12 protein-coding genes, 6 tRNA genes and 3 rRNA genes are annotated in these 16,042 nt (G+C 53.9%); 2 read left to right on the plus strand and 19 right to left on the minus strand.

The annotated features are described in order from the left end of the window. Nucleotides 1-70: 70 nt before the first annotated feature. The 19 genes from rplL to tyrS form a co-directional block, all read right to left on the minus strand. A complete protein-coding gene (gene rplL, locus PSH81_RS24285) occupies nucleotides 71-436 on the minus strand; it encodes a 50S ribosomal protein L7/L12 (RefSeq protein WP_017736673.1) in 366 nt (121 codons plus the stop codon). A gap of 78 nt (nucleotides 437-514) precedes the next feature. Continuing rightward, nucleotides 515-1,015: a 50S ribosomal protein L10 gene (rplJ, locus tag PSH81_RS24290; RefSeq protein WP_016969477.1), complete on the minus strand. Its 501-nt coding sequence runs from the start codon at nucleotides 1,013-1,015 to the stop codon at nucleotides 515-517. 199 nt (nucleotides 1,016-1,214) lie between these two features. Beyond that, nucleotides 1,215-1,910 carry a 50S ribosomal protein L1 gene (gene rplA, locus PSH81_RS24295; protein ID WP_003232403.1) on the minus strand — a complete coding sequence of 232 codons (696 nt, stop codon included), beginning with the start codon at nucleotides 1,908-1,910 and terminating at the stop codon, nucleotides 1,215-1,217. Then, nucleotides 1,910-2,341 carry a 50S ribosomal protein L11 gene (gene rplK / locus PSH81_RS24300; protein ID WP_003210097.1) on the minus strand — a complete coding sequence of 144 codons (432 nt, stop codon included), beginning with the start codon at nucleotides 2,339-2,341 and terminating at the stop codon, nucleotides 1,910-1,912. Before rplK ends, rplA begins: the two co-directional genes overlap by 1 nt. A 117-nt stretch (nucleotides 2,342-2,458) precedes the next feature. After that, on the minus strand, nucleotides 2,459-2,992 hold the full coding sequence (gene nusG, locus PSH81_RS24305) for a transcription termination/antitermination protein NusG (protein ID WP_003176436.1): 534 nt from the start codon (nucleotides 2,990-2,992) through the stop codon (nucleotides 2,459-2,461). Between the two features lie 9 nt (nucleotides 2,993-3,001). Then, a complete protein-coding gene (secE, locus tag PSH81_RS24310; protein ID WP_025857211.1) occupies nucleotides 3,002-3,370 on the minus strand; it encodes a preprotein translocase subunit SecE in 369 nt (122 codons plus the stop codon). Between the two features lie 45 nt (nucleotides 3,371-3,415). Next, nucleotides 3,416-3,491 (minus strand) — tRNA-Trp (locus PSH81_RS24315). A 162-nt stretch (nucleotides 3,492-3,653) separates the two neighbouring features. Continuing rightward, nucleotides 3,654-3,729, minus strand: a tRNA-Thr gene (locus PSH81_RS24320). Between the two features lie 26 nt (nucleotides 3,730-3,755). Beyond that, nucleotides 3,756-3,829, minus strand: a tRNA-Gly gene (locus PSH81_RS24325). Between the two features lie 24 nt (nucleotides 3,830-3,853). Then, nucleotides 3,854-3,938, minus strand: a tRNA-Tyr gene (locus PSH81_RS24330). A 142-nt stretch (nucleotides 3,939-4,080) separates the two neighbouring features. Beyond that, the gene (locus tag PSH81_RS24335) at nucleotides 4,081-4,527 is read right to left on the minus strand and encodes a hypothetical protein (RefSeq protein WP_226455853.1); all 447 of its coding nucleotides are present in this window, start codon (nucleotides 4,525-4,527) and stop codon (nucleotides 4,081-4,083) included. Nucleotides 4,528-4,534: 7 nt separating this feature from the next. After that, complete coding sequence (locus PSH81_RS24340) at nucleotides 4,535-5,284, minus strand: pantothenate kinase (RefSeq protein ID WP_305391613.1); 750 nt, start codon at nucleotides 5,282-5,284, stop codon at nucleotides 4,535-4,537. Continuing rightward, the gene (gene birA / locus PSH81_RS24345) at nucleotides 5,274-6,233 is read right to left on the minus strand and encodes a bifunctional biotin--[acetyl-CoA-carboxylase] ligase/biotin operon repressor BirA (RefSeq protein WP_305391614.1); all 960 of its coding nucleotides are present in this window, start codon (nucleotides 6,231-6,233) and stop codon (nucleotides 5,274-5,276) included. Before birA ends, PSH81_RS24340 begins: the two co-directional genes overlap by 11 nt. Before the next feature lie 164 nt (nucleotides 6,234-6,397). After that, a 5S ribosomal RNA gene (rrf, locus tag PSH81_RS24350) occupies nucleotides 6,398-6,513 on the minus strand. 149 nt (nucleotides 6,514-6,662) lie between these two features. Continuing rightward, nucleotides 6,663-9,554, minus strand: a 23S ribosomal RNA gene (locus PSH81_RS24355). Nucleotides 9,555-9,801: 247 nt separating this feature from the next. Further along, nucleotides 9,802-9,877, minus strand: a tRNA-Ala gene (locus PSH81_RS24360). A 30-nt stretch (nucleotides 9,878-9,907) separates the two neighbouring features. Next, nucleotides 9,908-9,984, minus strand: a tRNA-Ile gene (locus PSH81_RS24365). Between the two features lie 83 nt (nucleotides 9,985-10,067). Further along, nucleotides 10,068-11,604 (minus strand): 16S ribosomal RNA (locus tag PSH81_RS24370). The 16S, 23S and 5S rRNA genes sit together here with 2 tRNA genes alongside, the layout of an rRNA operon. A 496-nt stretch (nucleotides 11,605-12,100) precedes the next feature. Then, a complete protein-coding gene (tyrS, locus tag PSH81_RS24375; RefSeq protein ID WP_226454446.1) occupies nucleotides 12,101-13,300 on the minus strand; it encodes a tyrosine--tRNA ligase in 1,200 nt (399 codons plus the stop codon). A gap of 209 nt (nucleotides 13,301-13,509) precedes the next feature. Between tyrS and PSH81_RS24380 the strand changes: the two genes are divergently transcribed. Both PSH81_RS24380 and PSH81_RS24385 read left to right on the plus strand, forming a co-directional pair. After that, nucleotides 13,510-14,928, plus strand: a complete 1,419-nt coding sequence (locus PSH81_RS24380; protein ID WP_305391615.1) for a peptidoglycan DD-metalloendopeptidase family protein — start codon at nucleotides 13,510-13,512, stop codon at nucleotides 14,926-14,928. A 3-nt stretch (nucleotides 14,929-14,931) separates the two neighbouring features. Beyond that, nucleotides 14,932-16,023 carry an anhydro-N-acetylmuramic acid kinase gene (locus tag PSH81_RS24385; RefSeq protein WP_305391616.1) on the plus strand — a complete coding sequence of 364 codons (1,092 nt, stop codon included), beginning with the start codon at nucleotides 14,932-14,934 and terminating at the stop codon, nucleotides 16,021-16,023. The last annotated feature ends 19 nt before the right edge of the window (nucleotides 16,024-16,042 follow it).

Consider the following 16,042-nt stretch of genomic DNA (forward strand, 5'->3'; position numbering starts at 1 on the left):
GGCCGGTGGCAAGAGCCACCAGCCATCAGCCTTCAGCTTAACGCTTGGGCTGGAGACGCAAGGTCGATGCTTACTTCAGCTCGACTTTAGCGCCTGCTTCTTCCAGAGTAGCTTTGGCTTTGTCAGCAGCGTCTTTGGACACAGCTTCCAGAACCACGGCAGGAGCGCCGTCAACTACAGCCTTGGCTTCTTTCAGGCCCAGACCGGTCAGTTCACGTACTGCCTTGATCACGTTTACTTTCTTCTCGCCAGCTTCGGTCAGCATGACGTTGAATTCGGTTTGCTCTTCAACAACGGCAGCAGCAGCAGCTGGGCCAGCGGAAGCAGCGGCAGCGGAAACGCCGAATTTTTCTTCGAAAGCTTTGATCAGCTCAACAACCTGCAGAACCGACATTTCAGCTACGGCGTTGAGGATATCGTCTTGGGAGATAGACATTGCTGTATTTCCTGAATTGGGGGACGGCCTACACGGCCATCGAAATAAACAAAAATACGCGAGAGAAATTGCTCAGCCTTAGGCTGCGGCAGCTTCTTTTTGCTCGCGAACTGCGGCCAGAGTACGAGCCAGCTTGCTGGTAGCGCCTTGAATCACGCTCATCAGCTGCGAAATGGCTTCGTCGCGGGTCGGCAGTGTTGCCAGTACGTCGATTTGGTTAGCTGCGAGGAACTTGCCCTCGAACGCAGCTGCCTTGATCTCGAACTTATCCTGACTCTTGGCGAATTCTTTGAACAAACGGGCAGCAGCGCCTGGATGTTCTTTGGAGAACGCGATCAGAGTCGGGCCGGTGAACACGTCGTTGAGGACACTGTATTCAGTGTCAGCAACAGCGCGCTTGAGCAGAGTGTTACGTACAACACGTACGTATACGCCAGCTTCACGAGCCTCTTTACGGAGTCCGGTCATAGCGCCTACTGTCACACCACGGGCATCAGCCACGACAGCGGACAGAGCAGCTTTGGCAGCCTCGTTGACTTCAGCGACGATGGCCTTCTTGTCTTCGAGATTAATTGCCACGGGTTTAACTCCTGCTTGTTACCGTTTCATCTGGCCGAAGCCGGATGTCGTTTTGGTGTCTGATTCGGTAAGGAACCGGGAGCACCATCTGCGTAGGCTGGAGGTTTAAGACTTGCGTCGCCTACGGTCTTGGATAGCCCCCGCCAGGCAGGGACCCCAATTTTTTCAATTGACGCGATCTCGCGCGCCAATCTGTGTCTTATACGTCCAGCGAGCCTTGGTCGATGACCAGACCTGGGCCCATAGTGGTGCTCAGGGTAACGCGCTTGACGTAGATACCTTTCGAGGAAGCAGGCTTGATACGCTTCAGGTCAGCGATCAGGGCTTCAACGTTTTCCTTCAGCTTGACGGCATCGAAACCGACTTTGCCAACGGAGGTGTGAATGATGCCGTTTTTGTCGGTGCGATAACGAACCTGACCAGCCTTGGCGTTTTTAACCGCGGTAGCTACGTCTGGAGTTACGGTGCCGACTTTAGGGTTAGGCATCAGGCCACGCGGACCGAGGATCTGACCCAACTGACCTACAACGCGCATTGCATCCGGGGAGGCAATAACTACGTCATAGTTCAGGTCGCCGCCTTTCATTTCGGCAGCCAGGTCGTCCATACCAACGCGATCAGCGCCGGCGGCCAGAGCAGCTTCAGCTGCCGGGCCTTGGGTGAAGACAGCTACACGTACAGTCTTGCCAGTACCGTGAGGCAGCACAGTAGCGCTACGTACGACCTGGTCGGATTTACGTGGGTCAACACCCAGGTTTACAGCAACGTCAACGGACTCGCTGAACTTGACAGTCGACAGCTCGGTCAGCAGGGCAGCAGCGTCTACAAAGTTGTAGGCCTTGCCTGCTTCGATTTTGCCGGCGATAGCCTTTTGGCGCTTGGTCAGCTTAGCCATTACACACCCTCCACGTTAAGGCCCATGCTACGAGCAGAACCGGCGATGGTACGCACGGCTGCATCCATATCAGCTGCAGTCAGATCCGCGTTTTTGGTTTTCGCGATTTCTTCCAGCTGAGCACGAGTTACAGTGCCGACTTTAACGGTGTTAGGACGAGCGGAACCGCTAGTCAGACCGGCAGCCTTCTTCAGCAAAACCGAAGCCGGGGTCGACTTGGTTTCGAAAGTGAAGCTACGGTCGCTATAAACAGTGATGATCACTGGAGTCGGCAGACCTGGTTCAATACCCTGAGTACGGGCGTTGAAGGCCTTGCAGAACTCCATGATGTTCACGCCGTGCTGACCCAGAGCTGGACCGACGGGTGGACTTGGGTTGGCCTGAGCGGCCTTCACTTGCAGCTTGATGTAAGCGGTAATCTTCTTGGCCATGAGGCACTCCAATTACGGGTTCAGACGCCTCGAAAGGCTCCCCGGTTACTTGCGCGTTTATCCCAGTGACGACAAAACCCCACAGCCTAAGGCTGTGGGGTTGGGATGCTTATTCAGCTAGACCTTCTCGACCTGGCTGAACTCCAACTCTACCGGAGTAGAGCGACCGAAAATGAGCACAGCCACTTGGATCCGGCTCTTTTCGTAGTTAACTTCTTCGACGGTGCCGTTGAAATCAGCAAACGGACCATCAGTAACACGAACAACCTCACCCGGCTCGAACAACGTCTTCGGCTTAGGCTTGTCGCTGCCATCAGCAACACGACGCAGAATTGCTTCCGCCTCTTTGTCAGTGATAGGAGCAGGCTTATCAGCGGTTCCGCCAATGAAACCCATGACACGAGGGGTATCCTTGACCAAGTGCCAAGTACCTTCATTCATGTCCATCTGAACCAGCACATAGCCAGGGAAGAACTTGCGTTCGCTTTTACGCTTCTGACCATTCCGCATTTCAACCACTTCTTCAGTGGGAACCAGAATTTCGCCGAAGCCATCTTCCATGCCTGCCAGCTTTACGCGCTCCAGCAAAGAGCGCATAACATGCTTCTCGTAACCCGAGTAAGCATGCACAACGTACCAACGCTTAGCCACGGGACACCCTTAGCCAACAATCAAGGAAACAAGCCAGCCGAGCAGGGAATCAAGACCCCACAACAGCAACGCCATAACCAGGACAACAGCCACAACAATCAACGTGGTCTGCGTGGTTTCTTGGCGAGTCGGCCAAACGACTTTACGAATTTCGGTGCGAGCTTCCTTTACCAGGACCGCAAACGACTTGCCCTTGGCAGTCTGCAGGCCTACAAAGGCAGCCACAGCAGCAAGGACCAGCAAAGCGAGTACACGGTACAGGATCGGCGAAGCAGAATAATACTGATTGCCAACAACGCCTACGACCACCAAGGCGACTACAGCGAGCCACTTGACCAGATCGAAACGAGAGCTTTGAGCTTCAGCCTTAGGAGTCATCTATGAAGATCCTGTGAAAAGAAAGCCAGATACACCACGTGAATCTGGCAGGTCAGGAGGGAATCGAACCCCCAACCTACGGTTTTGGAGACCGTCGCTCTGCCAATTGAGCTACTGACCTAAAACAAAATCAGGCCGACCATTATGCAGACCTGAAAAAGACTTTACAACAACCAACCCCAACAGACTTGAAACCACCTGGCAAAAGCGCCAGAAAAAAACAGTATCAAGCCGAGGCAGCTGTTAAAACAAAGGCAGATATTTTCATATCTGCCTTGTTATATGGAGCTCTTGAGCGGATTTGAACCGCTGACCTCACCCTTACCAAGGGTGTGCTCTACCAACTGAGCTACAAGAGCGAAACATCTTGCACAACCTGCAAACTTGGAGCGGGTAGCGGGAATCGAACCCGCATCATCAGCTTGGAAGGCTGAGGTTCTACCACTAAACTATACCCGCGGAGCTTGCAGCTCACGCTAAAAATGGTGGAGGGGGAAGGATTCGAACCTTCGAAGTCGTAGACGTCAGATTTACAGTCTGATCCCTTTGGCCGCTCGGGAACCCCTCCTAAGCGAGCCGGCATTCTACATCACGCCGGCCTTCTGTCAAGCATTTTCTCATTTAAATTATGAGGTTAGCTGCGTTGACGATTGCTTTGCAGCTAAGGCCTTAAAGGTCTTCACTGCGAAGCGGGCGCCATTCTATGCAAACTATTCGAGAGTTGCAACGCCTTCGCACAACATTATTTTATGTTTTAACTCATTGAATTCATTAGCAAGGTTTTCAAAGGGCAGATCATCAGCCAATCGCCGACTTTCAGGCGCCACGCGAAGCCAATAACCAGAAGCGTCAGGAGTGCTCAGCAGTTGCACCTTGGCCTTTATATCCAGGCTAATCAGACGCTGCTCAAGCGCCTGCGCCTGGCGCTGATCCGTAAATCCACCTATGTACAAACACGTATTTTGCGCATCGGCGGTTTTTGCTCGATCTCTACGACCGACCGCATCAGAAGACTCACTCAGCAGACGAATATCCTGCTGAGTTCCCCGATAAAGACTCAAAGGCGTGACATCCTTGGCCCGTAGCGGCGCCTCTTGTTGATGCCAGACGTAATAAAACGCGTTGAGGACAAGTAAAAGTAGAAACAACCAACGCATAAACACCTCAGGATAAAGGGCACGCCATCGCAAGACCCACGAATACCAGGTCAGGAACGAGTCGAGCGTGCGGCACGGCCCCCGAAACCAGGTCCGCATCCCCGCCGGTCAGGAATACGGTGAAGTTATCACCCCAATAGCTACGAGCCAGCTCCAACTGAGTCAATACAAACCCCCTGAGCATCAGTGTACAACCACGCTCGACCGCCTCCACCGTGGTACGCCCTGGAGAGAGGCGCTCCAGAGCTCTCTCGGCAGCAGCATCGTCGTAACGGATCTTGCGGGTATGAGTACGCAATTGGTTACGCATGAGAGGCATACCAGGACAAATGAAGCCGCCCAGGTGCTCACCATCTGCGCCAATAAAATCCGCAGTCGCCGCTGTGCCGAAATCGAGGACCAGGCAAGCGCCTGAAGCCAGCTTGAATCCGCCCAACATCGCCAACCAACGATCAAGCCCCAGACGTTCAAAGTCTTCGTAGCCGTTGCGCACCCCGGCCATTTCACGCGCAGAGGAGGCACAAGACACAATGACGCCAAAAGCCGACTCCAAGGCCGCGACCAGCTTGTTGGTCTCCTCCTGCGCCCTGACGCTCACCAAGCGGCAACGCGTCAGCAACAAGCCTGGGAGCAACTCCAAGCAATCAATCAAAGCACTGTCCGAACCAACGATACCTTCCGCCGAAACATCCGCCCGATCCGTGTCAAGTACACGCCATTTGATAAAGCTATTCCCACAGTCGAGCTCAAGAATCATCACGCAACCTCAGGCTTAACTCACCACCGCTGTATATTTTCTCAACACCATCAACATTCAAACGCAACGCCCCTTGATGGTCGACGCCCAGCACCACACCATCAACCTGATTAACTCCAGCAATGAGAGAGACTTGCCGCCCCTGCCACGCATGCCCCTGCTCCCACTCCCCCTGAAGAGCCGCAAAACCTTCAGCTTTGTGCCGCGCCAGGTAGCCTTGCAACTGCAGCCCCAGCCGCGCGACCAACACGTTCCGATCAACTGGTACGCCCGTTTCAAGCTGCATCGAGGTCCACTGTTGGTCGACAGCATCGGCTTTGTGCATATTCACATTGATGCCTATTCCGACAACAACATGGCAAATATCAGCAGGATCTCCTACCAACTCCAGCAAAATCCCGGCAATTTTTTTCTGCCCCACAAGGACATCATTTGGCCACTTCAGCGCAGCCTCCTGCACACCTGACTCACGCAAAGTCTGCATAACCGCCAAGCCAACAACGAGACTCAAGCCTTCCAGCTGCCGCAGGCCATCTTCGATACGCAGCACGAGGCTGTAATAAACATTCTGTGCAAATGGACTGACCCATTTTCGGCCGCGCCTCCCCCTTCCCGCTGTTTGCTGCTCCGCAAGCACCAGGATGGGCGCCGCACGTCCCGCATCAACAAGACGTAGAGCCTCTGCATTTGTGGAATCAATAGAGTTGTAAATTTGAATAGGCCACGCCAGAGAAGGCGCGCTCAGTGCAATTTTTTCAGCGCTCAGGAACACCAGTGGGGAGGCCAACTGATAGCCCTTTCCACGAACCCTATGAATGGGCAGATTTAATTCCGCCTCAAGGTGCTGGAGCTGCTTCCAGACAGCACTGCGACTGACACCCAGGGCCACGCCAAGTGCTTCTCCGGAGTGGAATCGGCCATCTTTCAGAAGTTCTAACAACGTCAGCATGCAAGTATCGCCTCACAATGAGGCCCGCATGATAGCCATGCGCAGGGTCATTGCATAGAAAGCCGAGAATTTAGCGCCTGAAAAGCGAGACGTGGCCACGTCAACTTTTCGACCGTCCAAAACAAAACCCCATCTGCTTTCGCAAATGGGGTTTCGGAATTTAATCTTGACGATGACCTACTCTCACATGGGGAAACCCCACACTACCATCGGCGATGCATCGTTTCACTGCTGAGTTCGGGATGGGATCAGGTGGTTCCAATGCTCTATGGTCGTCAAGAAATTCGGGTACTGAGTCGTGGCGTATGCCTCGCTTCAGCAAATTGGGTATGTGATAGCTTTCGGTGTTTTGTGAACGTCGAACTTTCGGTTCATTTCGTCTTCACACACCGCAATCTGGCCTTTCGACGCAAATTGCTTGGGTGTTATATGGTCAAGCCTCACGGGCAATTAGTATTGGTTAGCTCAACGCCTCACAGCGCTTACACACCCAACCTATCAACGTCGTAGTCTTCGACGGCCCTTCAGGGAACTCAAGGTTCCAGTGAGATCTCATCTTGAGGCTAGTTTCCCGCTTAGATGCTTTCAGCGGTTATCTATTCCGAACATAGCTACCCGGCAATGCCACTGGCGTGACAACCGGAACACCAGAGGTTCGTCCACTCCGGTCCTCTCGTACTAGGAGCAGCCCCTCTCAAATCTCAAACGTCCACGGCAGATAGGGACCGAACTGTCTCACGACGTTCTAAACCCAGCTCGCGTACCACTTTAAATGGCGAACAGCCATACCCTTGGGACCGGCTTCAGCCCCAGGATGTGATGAGCCGACATCGAGGTGCCAAACACCGCCGTCGATATGAACTCTTGGGCGGTATCAGCCTGTTATCCCCGGAGTACCTTTTATCCGTTGAGCGATGGCCCTTCCATACAGAACCACCGGATCACTAAGACCTACTTTCGTACCTGCTCGACGTGTCTGTCTCGCAGTCAAGCGCGCTTTTGCCTTTATACTCTACGACCGATTTCCGACCGGTCTGAGCGCACCTTCGTACTCCTCCGTTACTCTTTAGGAGGAGACCGCCCCAGTCAAACTACCCACCATACACTGTCCTCGATCCGGATAACGGACCTGAGTTAGAACCTCAAAGTTGCCAGGGTGGTATTTCAAGGATGGCTCCACGCGAACTGGCGTCCACGCTTCAAAGCCTCCCACCTATCCTACACAAGCAAATTCAAAGTCCAGTGCAAAGCTATAGTAAAGGTTCACGGGGTCTTTCCGTCTAGCCGCGGATACACTGCATCTTCACAGCGATTTCAATTTCACTGAGTCTCGGGTGGAGACAGCGCCGCCATCGTTACGCCATTCGTGCAGGTCGGAACTTACCCGACAAGGAATTTCGCTACCTTAGGACCGTTATAGTTACGGCCGCCGTTTACCGGGGCTTCGATCAAGAGCTTCGCGTTAGCTAACCCCATCAATTAACCTTCCGGCACCGGGCAGGCGTCACACCCTATACGTCCACTTTCGTGTTTGCAGAGTGCTGTGTTTTTAATAAACAGTCGCAGCGGCCTGGTATCTTCGACCGGCATGAGCTTACGGAGCAAGTCCTTCACCCTCACCGGCGCACCTTCTCCCGAAGTTACGGTGCCATTTTGCCTAGTTCCTTCACCCGAGTTCTCTCAAGCGCCTTGGTATTCTCTACCCAACCACCTGTGTCGGTTTGGGGTACGGTTCCTGGTTACCTGAAGCTTAGAAGCTTTTCTTGGAAGCATGGCATCAACCACTTCGTTACCTAAAAGGTAACTCGTCATCAGCTCTCGGCCTTAAGATCCCGGATTTACCTAAGATCTCAGCCTACCACCTTAAACTTGGACAACCAACGCCAAGCTGGCCTAGCCTTCTCCGTCCCTCCATCGCAATAACCAGAAGTACAGGAATATTAACCTGTTTTCCATCGACTACGCTTTTCAGCCTCGCCTTAGGGACCGACTAACCCTGCGTCGATTAACGTTGCGCAGGAAACCTTGGTCTTTCGGCGTGGGTGTTTTTCACACCCATTGTCGTTACTCATGTCAGCATTCGCACTTCTGATACCTCCAGCAAGCTTCTCAACTCACCTTCACAGGCTTACAGAACGCTCCTCTACCGCATCACTTACGTGATACCCGTAGCTTCGGTGTATGGTTTGAGCCCCGTTACATCTTCCGCGCAGGCCGACTCGACTAGTGAGCTATTACGCTTTCTTTAAAGGGTGGCTGCTTCTAAGCCAACCTCCTAGCTGTCTAAGCCTTCCCACATCGTTTCCCACTTAACCATAACTTTGGGACCTTAGCTGACGGTCTGGGTTGTTTCCCTTTTCACGACGGACGTTAGCACCCGCCGTGTGTCTCCCATGCTCGGCACTTGTAGGTATTCGGAGTTTGCATCGGTTTGGTAAGTCGGGATGACCCCCTAGCCGAAACAGTGCTCTACCCCCTACAGTGATACATGAGGCGCTACCTAAATAGCTTTCGAGGAGAACCAGCTATCTCCGAGCTTGATTAGCCTTTCACTCCGATCCACAGGTCATCCGCTAACTTTTCAACGGTAGTCGGTTCGGTCCTCCAGTTAGTGTTACCCAACCTTCAACCTGCCCATGGATAGATCGCCCGGTTTCGGGTCTATTCCCAGCGACTAGACGCCCTATTAAGACTCGCTTTCGCTACGCCTCCCCTATTCGGTTAAGCTCGCCACTGAAAATAAGTCGCTGACCCATTATACAAAAGGTACGCAGTCACAGAACAAAGTCTGCTCCCACTGCTTGTACGCATACGGTTTCAGGATCTATTTCACTCCCCTCTCCGGGGTTCTTTTCGCCTTTCCCTCACGGTACTAGTTCACTATCGGTCAGTCAGTAGTATTTAGCCTTGGAGGATGGTCCCCCCATATTCAGACAAAGTTTCTCGTGCTCCGTCCTACTCGATTTCATGACTAAGAGATTTTCGCGTACAGGGCTATCACCCACTATGGCCGCACTTTCCAGAGCGTTCCGCTAATCTCAAAGCCACTTAAGGGCTAGTCCCCGTTCGCTCGCCACTACTAAGGGAATCTCGGTTGATTTCTTTTCCTCAGGGTACTTAGATGTTTCAGTTCCCCTGGTTCGCTTCTTGCACCTATGTATTCAGTACAAGATAACCATCTTATGATGGCTGGGTTCCCCCATTCAGACATCTCCGGATCAAAGTCTGTTTGCCGACTCCCCGAAGCTTTTCGCAGGCTACCACGTCTTTCATCGCCTCTGACTGCCAAGGCATCCACCGTATGCGCTTCTTCACTTGACCATATAACCCCAAGCAATCTGGTTATACTGTGAAGACAACATTCGCCGAAAATTCGAATTTCTCAACTAAGAGAACTCACAAATTTTACCTTAGCCTGATCCGTTACCAGTGAAAGTAACGTTCAGTCTATCTTTCTATCACATACCCAAATTTTTAAAGAACGATCTAATCAAAGACTAGAAATCAACATTCACCATCGTCACGATGGAATGCTCATTTCTAAGCTTTCAACAAACAGAAGCAGTAGTGGTGGAGCCAAACGGGATCGAACCGTTGACCTCCTGCGTGCAAGGCAGGCGCTCTCCCAGCTGAGCTATGGCCCCGTATTTCTACAGGCGTTTCCCACACAAAATTGGTGGGTCTGGGCAGATTCGAACTGCCGACCTCACCCTTATCAGGGGTGCGCTCTAACCAACTGAGCTACAGACCCAATTTCGGGCTGCTTCTTTATCGTCTTCTTCAATGAATCAAGCAATTCGTGTGGGAACTTATGGAGCAGCTGATGTCGTCGATTAAGGAGGTGATCCAGCCGCAGGTTCCCCTACGGCTACCTTGTTACGACTTCACCCCAGTCATGAATCACACCGTGGTAACCGTCCTCCCGAAGGTTAGACTAGCTACTTCTGGTGCAACCCACTCCCATGGTGTGACGGGCGGTGTGTACAAGGCCCGGGAACGTATTCACCGCGACATTCTGATTCGCGATTACTAGCGATTCCGACTTCACGCAGTCGAGTTGCAGACTGCGATCCGGACTACGATCGGTTTTATGGGATTAGCTCCACCTCGCGGCTTGGCAACCCTCTGTACCGACCATTGTAGCACGTGTGTAGCCCAGGCCGTAAGGGCCATGATGACTTGACGTCATCCCCACCTTCCTCCGGTTTGTCACCGGCAGTCTCCTTAGAGTGCCCACCATTACGTGCTGGTAACTAAGGACAAGGGTTGCGCTCGTTACGGGACTTAACCCAACATCTCACGACACGAGCTGACGACAGCCATGCAGCACCTGTCTCAATGTTCCCGAAGGCACCAATCCATCTCTGGAAAGTTCATTGGATGTCAAGGCCTGGTAAGGTTCTTCGCGTTGCTTCGAATTAAACCACATGCTCCACCGCTTGTGCGGGCCCCCGTCAATTCATTTGAGTTTTAACCTTGCGGCCGTACTCCCCAGGCGGTCAACTTAATGCGTTAGCTGCGCCACTAAAAGCTCAAGGCTTCCAACGGCTAGTTGACATCGTTTACGGCGTGGACTACCAGGGTATCTAATCCTGTTTGCTCCCCACGCTTTCGCACCTCAGTGTCAGTATTAGTCCAGGTGGTCGCCTTCGCCACTGGTGTTCCTTCCTATATCTACGCATTTCACCGCTACACAGGAAATTCCACCACCCTCTACCATACTCTAGTCAGTCAGTTTTGAATGCAGTTCCCAGGTTGAGCCCGGGGATTTCACATCCAACTTAACAAACCACCTACGCGCGCTTTACGCCCAGTAATTCCGATTAACGCTTGCACCCTCTGTATTACCGCGGCTGCTGGCACAGAGTTAGCCGGTGCTTATTCTGTCGGTAACGTCAAAACAGATACGTATTAGGTAACTGCCCTTCCTCCCAACTTAAAGTGCTTTACAATCCGAAGACCTTCTTCACACACGCGGCATGGCTGGATCAGGCTTTCGCCCATTGTCCAATATTCCCCACTGCTGCCTCCCGTAGGAGTCTGGACCGTGTCTCAGTTCCAGTGTGACTGATCATCCTCTCAGACCAGTTACGGATCGTCGCCTTGGTGAGCCATTACCCCACCAACTAGCTAATCCGACCTAGGCTCATCTGATAGCGCAAGGCCCGAAGGTCCCCTGCTTTCTCCCGTAGGACGTATGCGGTATTAGCGTCCGTTTCCGAACGTTATCCCCCACTACCAGGCAGATTCCTAGGCATTACTCACCCGTCCGCCGCTCTCAAGAGAAGCAAGCTTCTCTCTACCGCTCGACTTGCATGTGTTAGGCCTGCCGCCAGCGTTCAATCTGAGCCATGATCAAACTCTTCAGTTCAAACATCTTTGGGTTTTTAAGAAACCCTAAACTTGGCTCAGCAATCGTTGGTTACATCTTTGATTTCTCGCGGAGTAACTTGTGATGCTGATAATCTTGTTGACTATCAGTCTGACTCCACAAGCACCCACACGAATTGCTTGATTCAGTTGTTAAAGAGCGGTTGGTTAAGATCTTTCGTCTCAACCGAGGCGCGCATTCTACAGCAGCCTCATTTGCTGTCAAGTGATTATTTTCAGAAGCTTTCGAAGATTTCTTCAACAACTTCAACCACTTGCGCTTACGATCTCTCGTTAGCGGGAGGCGAATTCTACAGCGTTACACGCTGCTGTCAACACCTCTTTTTCAACTCCCTGAGCGCTTCGATGAACTGAAGCAACCTGCTGCCGAAAACTGCGTAACTCATTGTTTACCAAGGAGTTTTCCGTTTCGACTGCGCCGGAAGTGGGGCGAATTATAGACAGTTACAATTCGCCGTCAACACTTAATTACAGGTTTATTCGGATTTGAGCGTAATGCGCGCAAATGCCTTCTTCCCAGCCTGGCAGACATGGGTAGCACCCAGCTCGTATATAAAGGTGCGATCAACAACTTCACCATCTATACGCACGCCGCCCGAACCCAGCAGATCACGCGCAACCGCCGAGTTCTTCACCAAGCCCGCCTTATTAAGCACAGCTGCAATCGGCATGGCCTCCGCAGCAGACAGCTCAACTTCCGGCAGATCATCCGGCAGCTCGCCATCCTTCATGCGGTTGCCAGCGCCACGATGAGCGCTGGCCGCAGCCTCCTCACCATGGAAGCGCGCAACAATCTCTTCCGCCAGCTTGATCTTCACATCACGCGGGTTGGCACCTGCCTCGACATCAGCACGCAACGCATTGATCTCATCCATCGAACGGAAGCTCAACAGCTCGAAGTAACGCCACATCAGGGCATCCGGAATCGAAACAAGCTTGCCGTACATCACGCCCGGCGCTTCCTGGATACCGACATAGTTACCCAGCGACTTGGACATCTTCTTGACGCCATCCAAGCCTTCCAGCAACGGCATGGTCAGAATGCACTGAGCTTCCTGCCCATAGGCACGCTGCAGCTCACGCCCCATCAGCAGGTTGAACTTCTGATCCGTGCCGCCCAACTCAACGTCCGCACGCAACGCCACCGAGTCATAGCCCTGAACCAGCGGATAGAGGAACTCATGAATAGCGATTGGCTGATTGGTTGAATAGCGCTTATCGAAGTCGTCACGCTCAAGCATGCGTGCCACGGTGTACTGGGAAGTCAGGCGAATAAAATCCGCCGGCCCCATTTGATCCATCCACGTGGAGTTGAACGCCACTTCGGTCTTGGCCGGATCAAGAATCTTGAACACCTGAGTCTTGTAGGTCTCGGCATTGTCGAGCACTTGCTCGCGAGTCAACGGTGGACGCGTCGCGCTCTTGCCGCTCGGATCACCGATCATCCCGGTGAAGTCACCTATAAGGAAGATCACCTGGTGCCCCAGCTCCTGGAACTGGCGCAGCTTATTAATAAGCACGGTGTGACCCAGGTGCAGATCCGGCGCAGTCGGATCAAAGCCGGCTTTAATACGCAGGGGCTGGCCACGCTTGAGCTTTTCAATCAGCTCAGCCTCAACCAACAGTTCTTCCGCACCACGTTTTATCAGCGCTAGCTGCTCTTCAACCGACTTCATAACAGACCCGCAAGGCTCAGATTCAAAAGGGAACCAACCATACAAGATCAGGGACTAATTACAAGTTTTGCCCTGCGCACGGACACCGTTCAGCAAGCCCAGCGTTCGCGAGCTTGCGCCACAGATGATTTGGTTATATTTTATACAGTTATTTCATCTTCATCATGTCATTCATCTTTTCCATTTCATCTTCAAAGTCAAAATTACTTATGACCACTGAACCGTCTAAAGCGCCTCCGCTTTACCCGAAGACCCACCTGCTCGCAGCAAGTGGTATCGCCGCCCTTCTCAGCCTGGCACTCCTGGTATTCCCTTCCAGTGACGTAGAAGCCAAACGAACATCCCTGAGCCTTGACCTGGAAAGCCCAGTTGAACAACTGACACAAGATCAAGACGCTTCCGACGCACAACAAGCCACAAATGCGCCAAGCGAATCGCCGTTCGCCCAGATAGAAAGCGCTCCAGAAGACACCCAGCAAGCCGCCCAGGGTCAACCAACGCCTGCTGCAGCCACCGCCAAGAACCCTCAGCACCGCGAAGTGATCGTGGCCAAGGGCGACACGCTATCTACGCTGTTCGAAAAGGTCGGCCTGCCTGCTGCCACGGTAAATGACGTGCTCGCCAGCGATAAGCAAGCCAAGCAGTTCACCCAGCTCAAACACGGACAAAAGCTGGAGTTCGAACTCACGCCCGACGGCCAGTTGAACAACCTGCACAGCAGCGTCAGCGACCTCGAAAGCATTACCCTGACCAAGGGCGCCAAAGGCTTCGCCTTCAACCGCATCACGACCAAACCGGTAATGCGTTCCGCCTACGCACACGGCGTGATCAACAGTTCCTTGTCGCAATCGGCCGCCCGCGCCGGTCTGTCCCACAGCATGACCATGGACATGGCCAGCGTGTTTGGCTATGACATTGACTTCGCACAGGACATCCGCCAAGGCGACGAATTCGACGTCATTTACGAACAAAAGGTCGCCAACGGCAAAGTGGTAGGCACCGGCAGCATCCTCTCCGCACGCTTCACCAACCGCGGCAAGACTTACACCGCGGTGCGCTACACCAACAAACAAGGCAACAGCAGCTACTACACTGCCGACGGCAACAGCATGCGCAAGGCCTTCATCCGCACCCCCGTGGACTTCGCTCGCATTAGCTCGCGTTTCTCCATGGGCCGCAAGCATCCAATTCTGAACAAAATCCGCGCCCACAAAGGCGTCGACTACGCCGCCCCTCGCGGCACACCGATCAAGGCAGCGGGTGACGGCAAAGTGCTGCTGGCCGGGCGTCGTGGCGGTTATGGCAACACCGTGATCATTCAGCACGGCAACACCTACCGTACGCTCTACGGCCACATGCAGGGCTTTGCCAAAGGCGTGCAGACCGGCGGCACCGTGAAACAAGGCCAGGTCATTGGCTACATCGGCACCACCGGCCTGTCTACCGGCCCGCACTTGCACTATGAATTCCAGGTCAACGGCGTACACGTCGACCCGCTGGGCCAGAAGCTGCCGATGGCCGATCCGATCGCCAAGGCTGAGCGCGCGCGCTTCATGCAGCAAAGCCAACCGCTGATGGCGCGCATGGACCAGGAGCGCTCCACGCTGCTGGCTTCGGCGAAGCGCTAAGGTATGTCGCTCTATATAGGTGTGATGTCCGGAACCAGCCTCGACGGCCTGGACATAGCTCTCATCAGACAAGACTCGGCGATCGCACTGGTCGCCAGCCACTACATCCCCATGCCCGACGCCCTGCGTACCGAGCTGCTCGGCCTGTGCGCCAGCGGCCCGGACGAGATCGCACGCTCGGCCATTGCCCAGCAACACTGGGTAACGCTCGCCGCCCAAGGCATTCACGCCTTGCTCGACCAGCAAAACCTCAAGCCCCAGGATATTCGCGCGATTGGCAGCCACGGCCAGACCATCCGCCACGAGCCTGCACGGGGCTTTACGGTGCAGATCGGCAACCCTGCCCTGCTCACCGAGCTGACAGGTATTACCGTGGTCAGCGACTTCCGTAGCCGCGACGTCGCCGCTGGCGGCCAAGGCGCACCGCTGGTTCCAGCCTTTCACGAAGCACTGTTTGGTGAACGCACCGGCAATAACGCGGTGTTGAATGTGGGAGGTTTCAGCAACCTCAGCCTGATCGAGACCGGCAAGCCGGTAGCCGGATTCGACTGCGGCCCAGGCAATGTGCTGCTCGATGCGTGGATTCATCAACAACGCGGCGAACACTTCGACCTTGATGGCCAATGGGCAGCCAGCGGCAGTATCGTGCCCCAGCTCCTCAACGCCTTGCTCAGCGACCCCTTCTTCTTGACCAAGGGCCCTAAAAGCACCGGCCGCGAAGTGTTCAACCTGGGATGGTTGCAACAACACCTCTCCCGCTTGCCTGTATTCGAGCAGCAGGACGTTCAGGCCACCCTGCTGGAACTGACCGCCCTGACCATCGTGGAGTCTCTGCAAACCGCCCAAGCCCAGACCGAAACCTTGCTGGTCTGTGGTGGTGGCGCACATAACTCGACATTGATGAATCGTCTGGCGACGCTACTGCCCTCCACTCAGGTCAGCAGTACAGCCACCCACGGCGTAGACCCTGACTGGGTAGAAGCGATGGCCTTCGCCTGGCTGGCCCACTGCTGCCTGGAAGGAATCGCCGCCAACCGCCCCAGCGTTACTGGAGCACGCGGGCTTCGCGTATTGGGCGCAATCTACCCAGCCTGAACCCCACACAGCAAAACGC

Source organism: Pseudomonas sp. FP2335 (assembly GCF_030687535.1).
Classification (GTDB): Bacteria; Pseudomonadota; Gammaproteobacteria; order Pseudomonadales; family Pseudomonadaceae; genus Aquipseudomonas.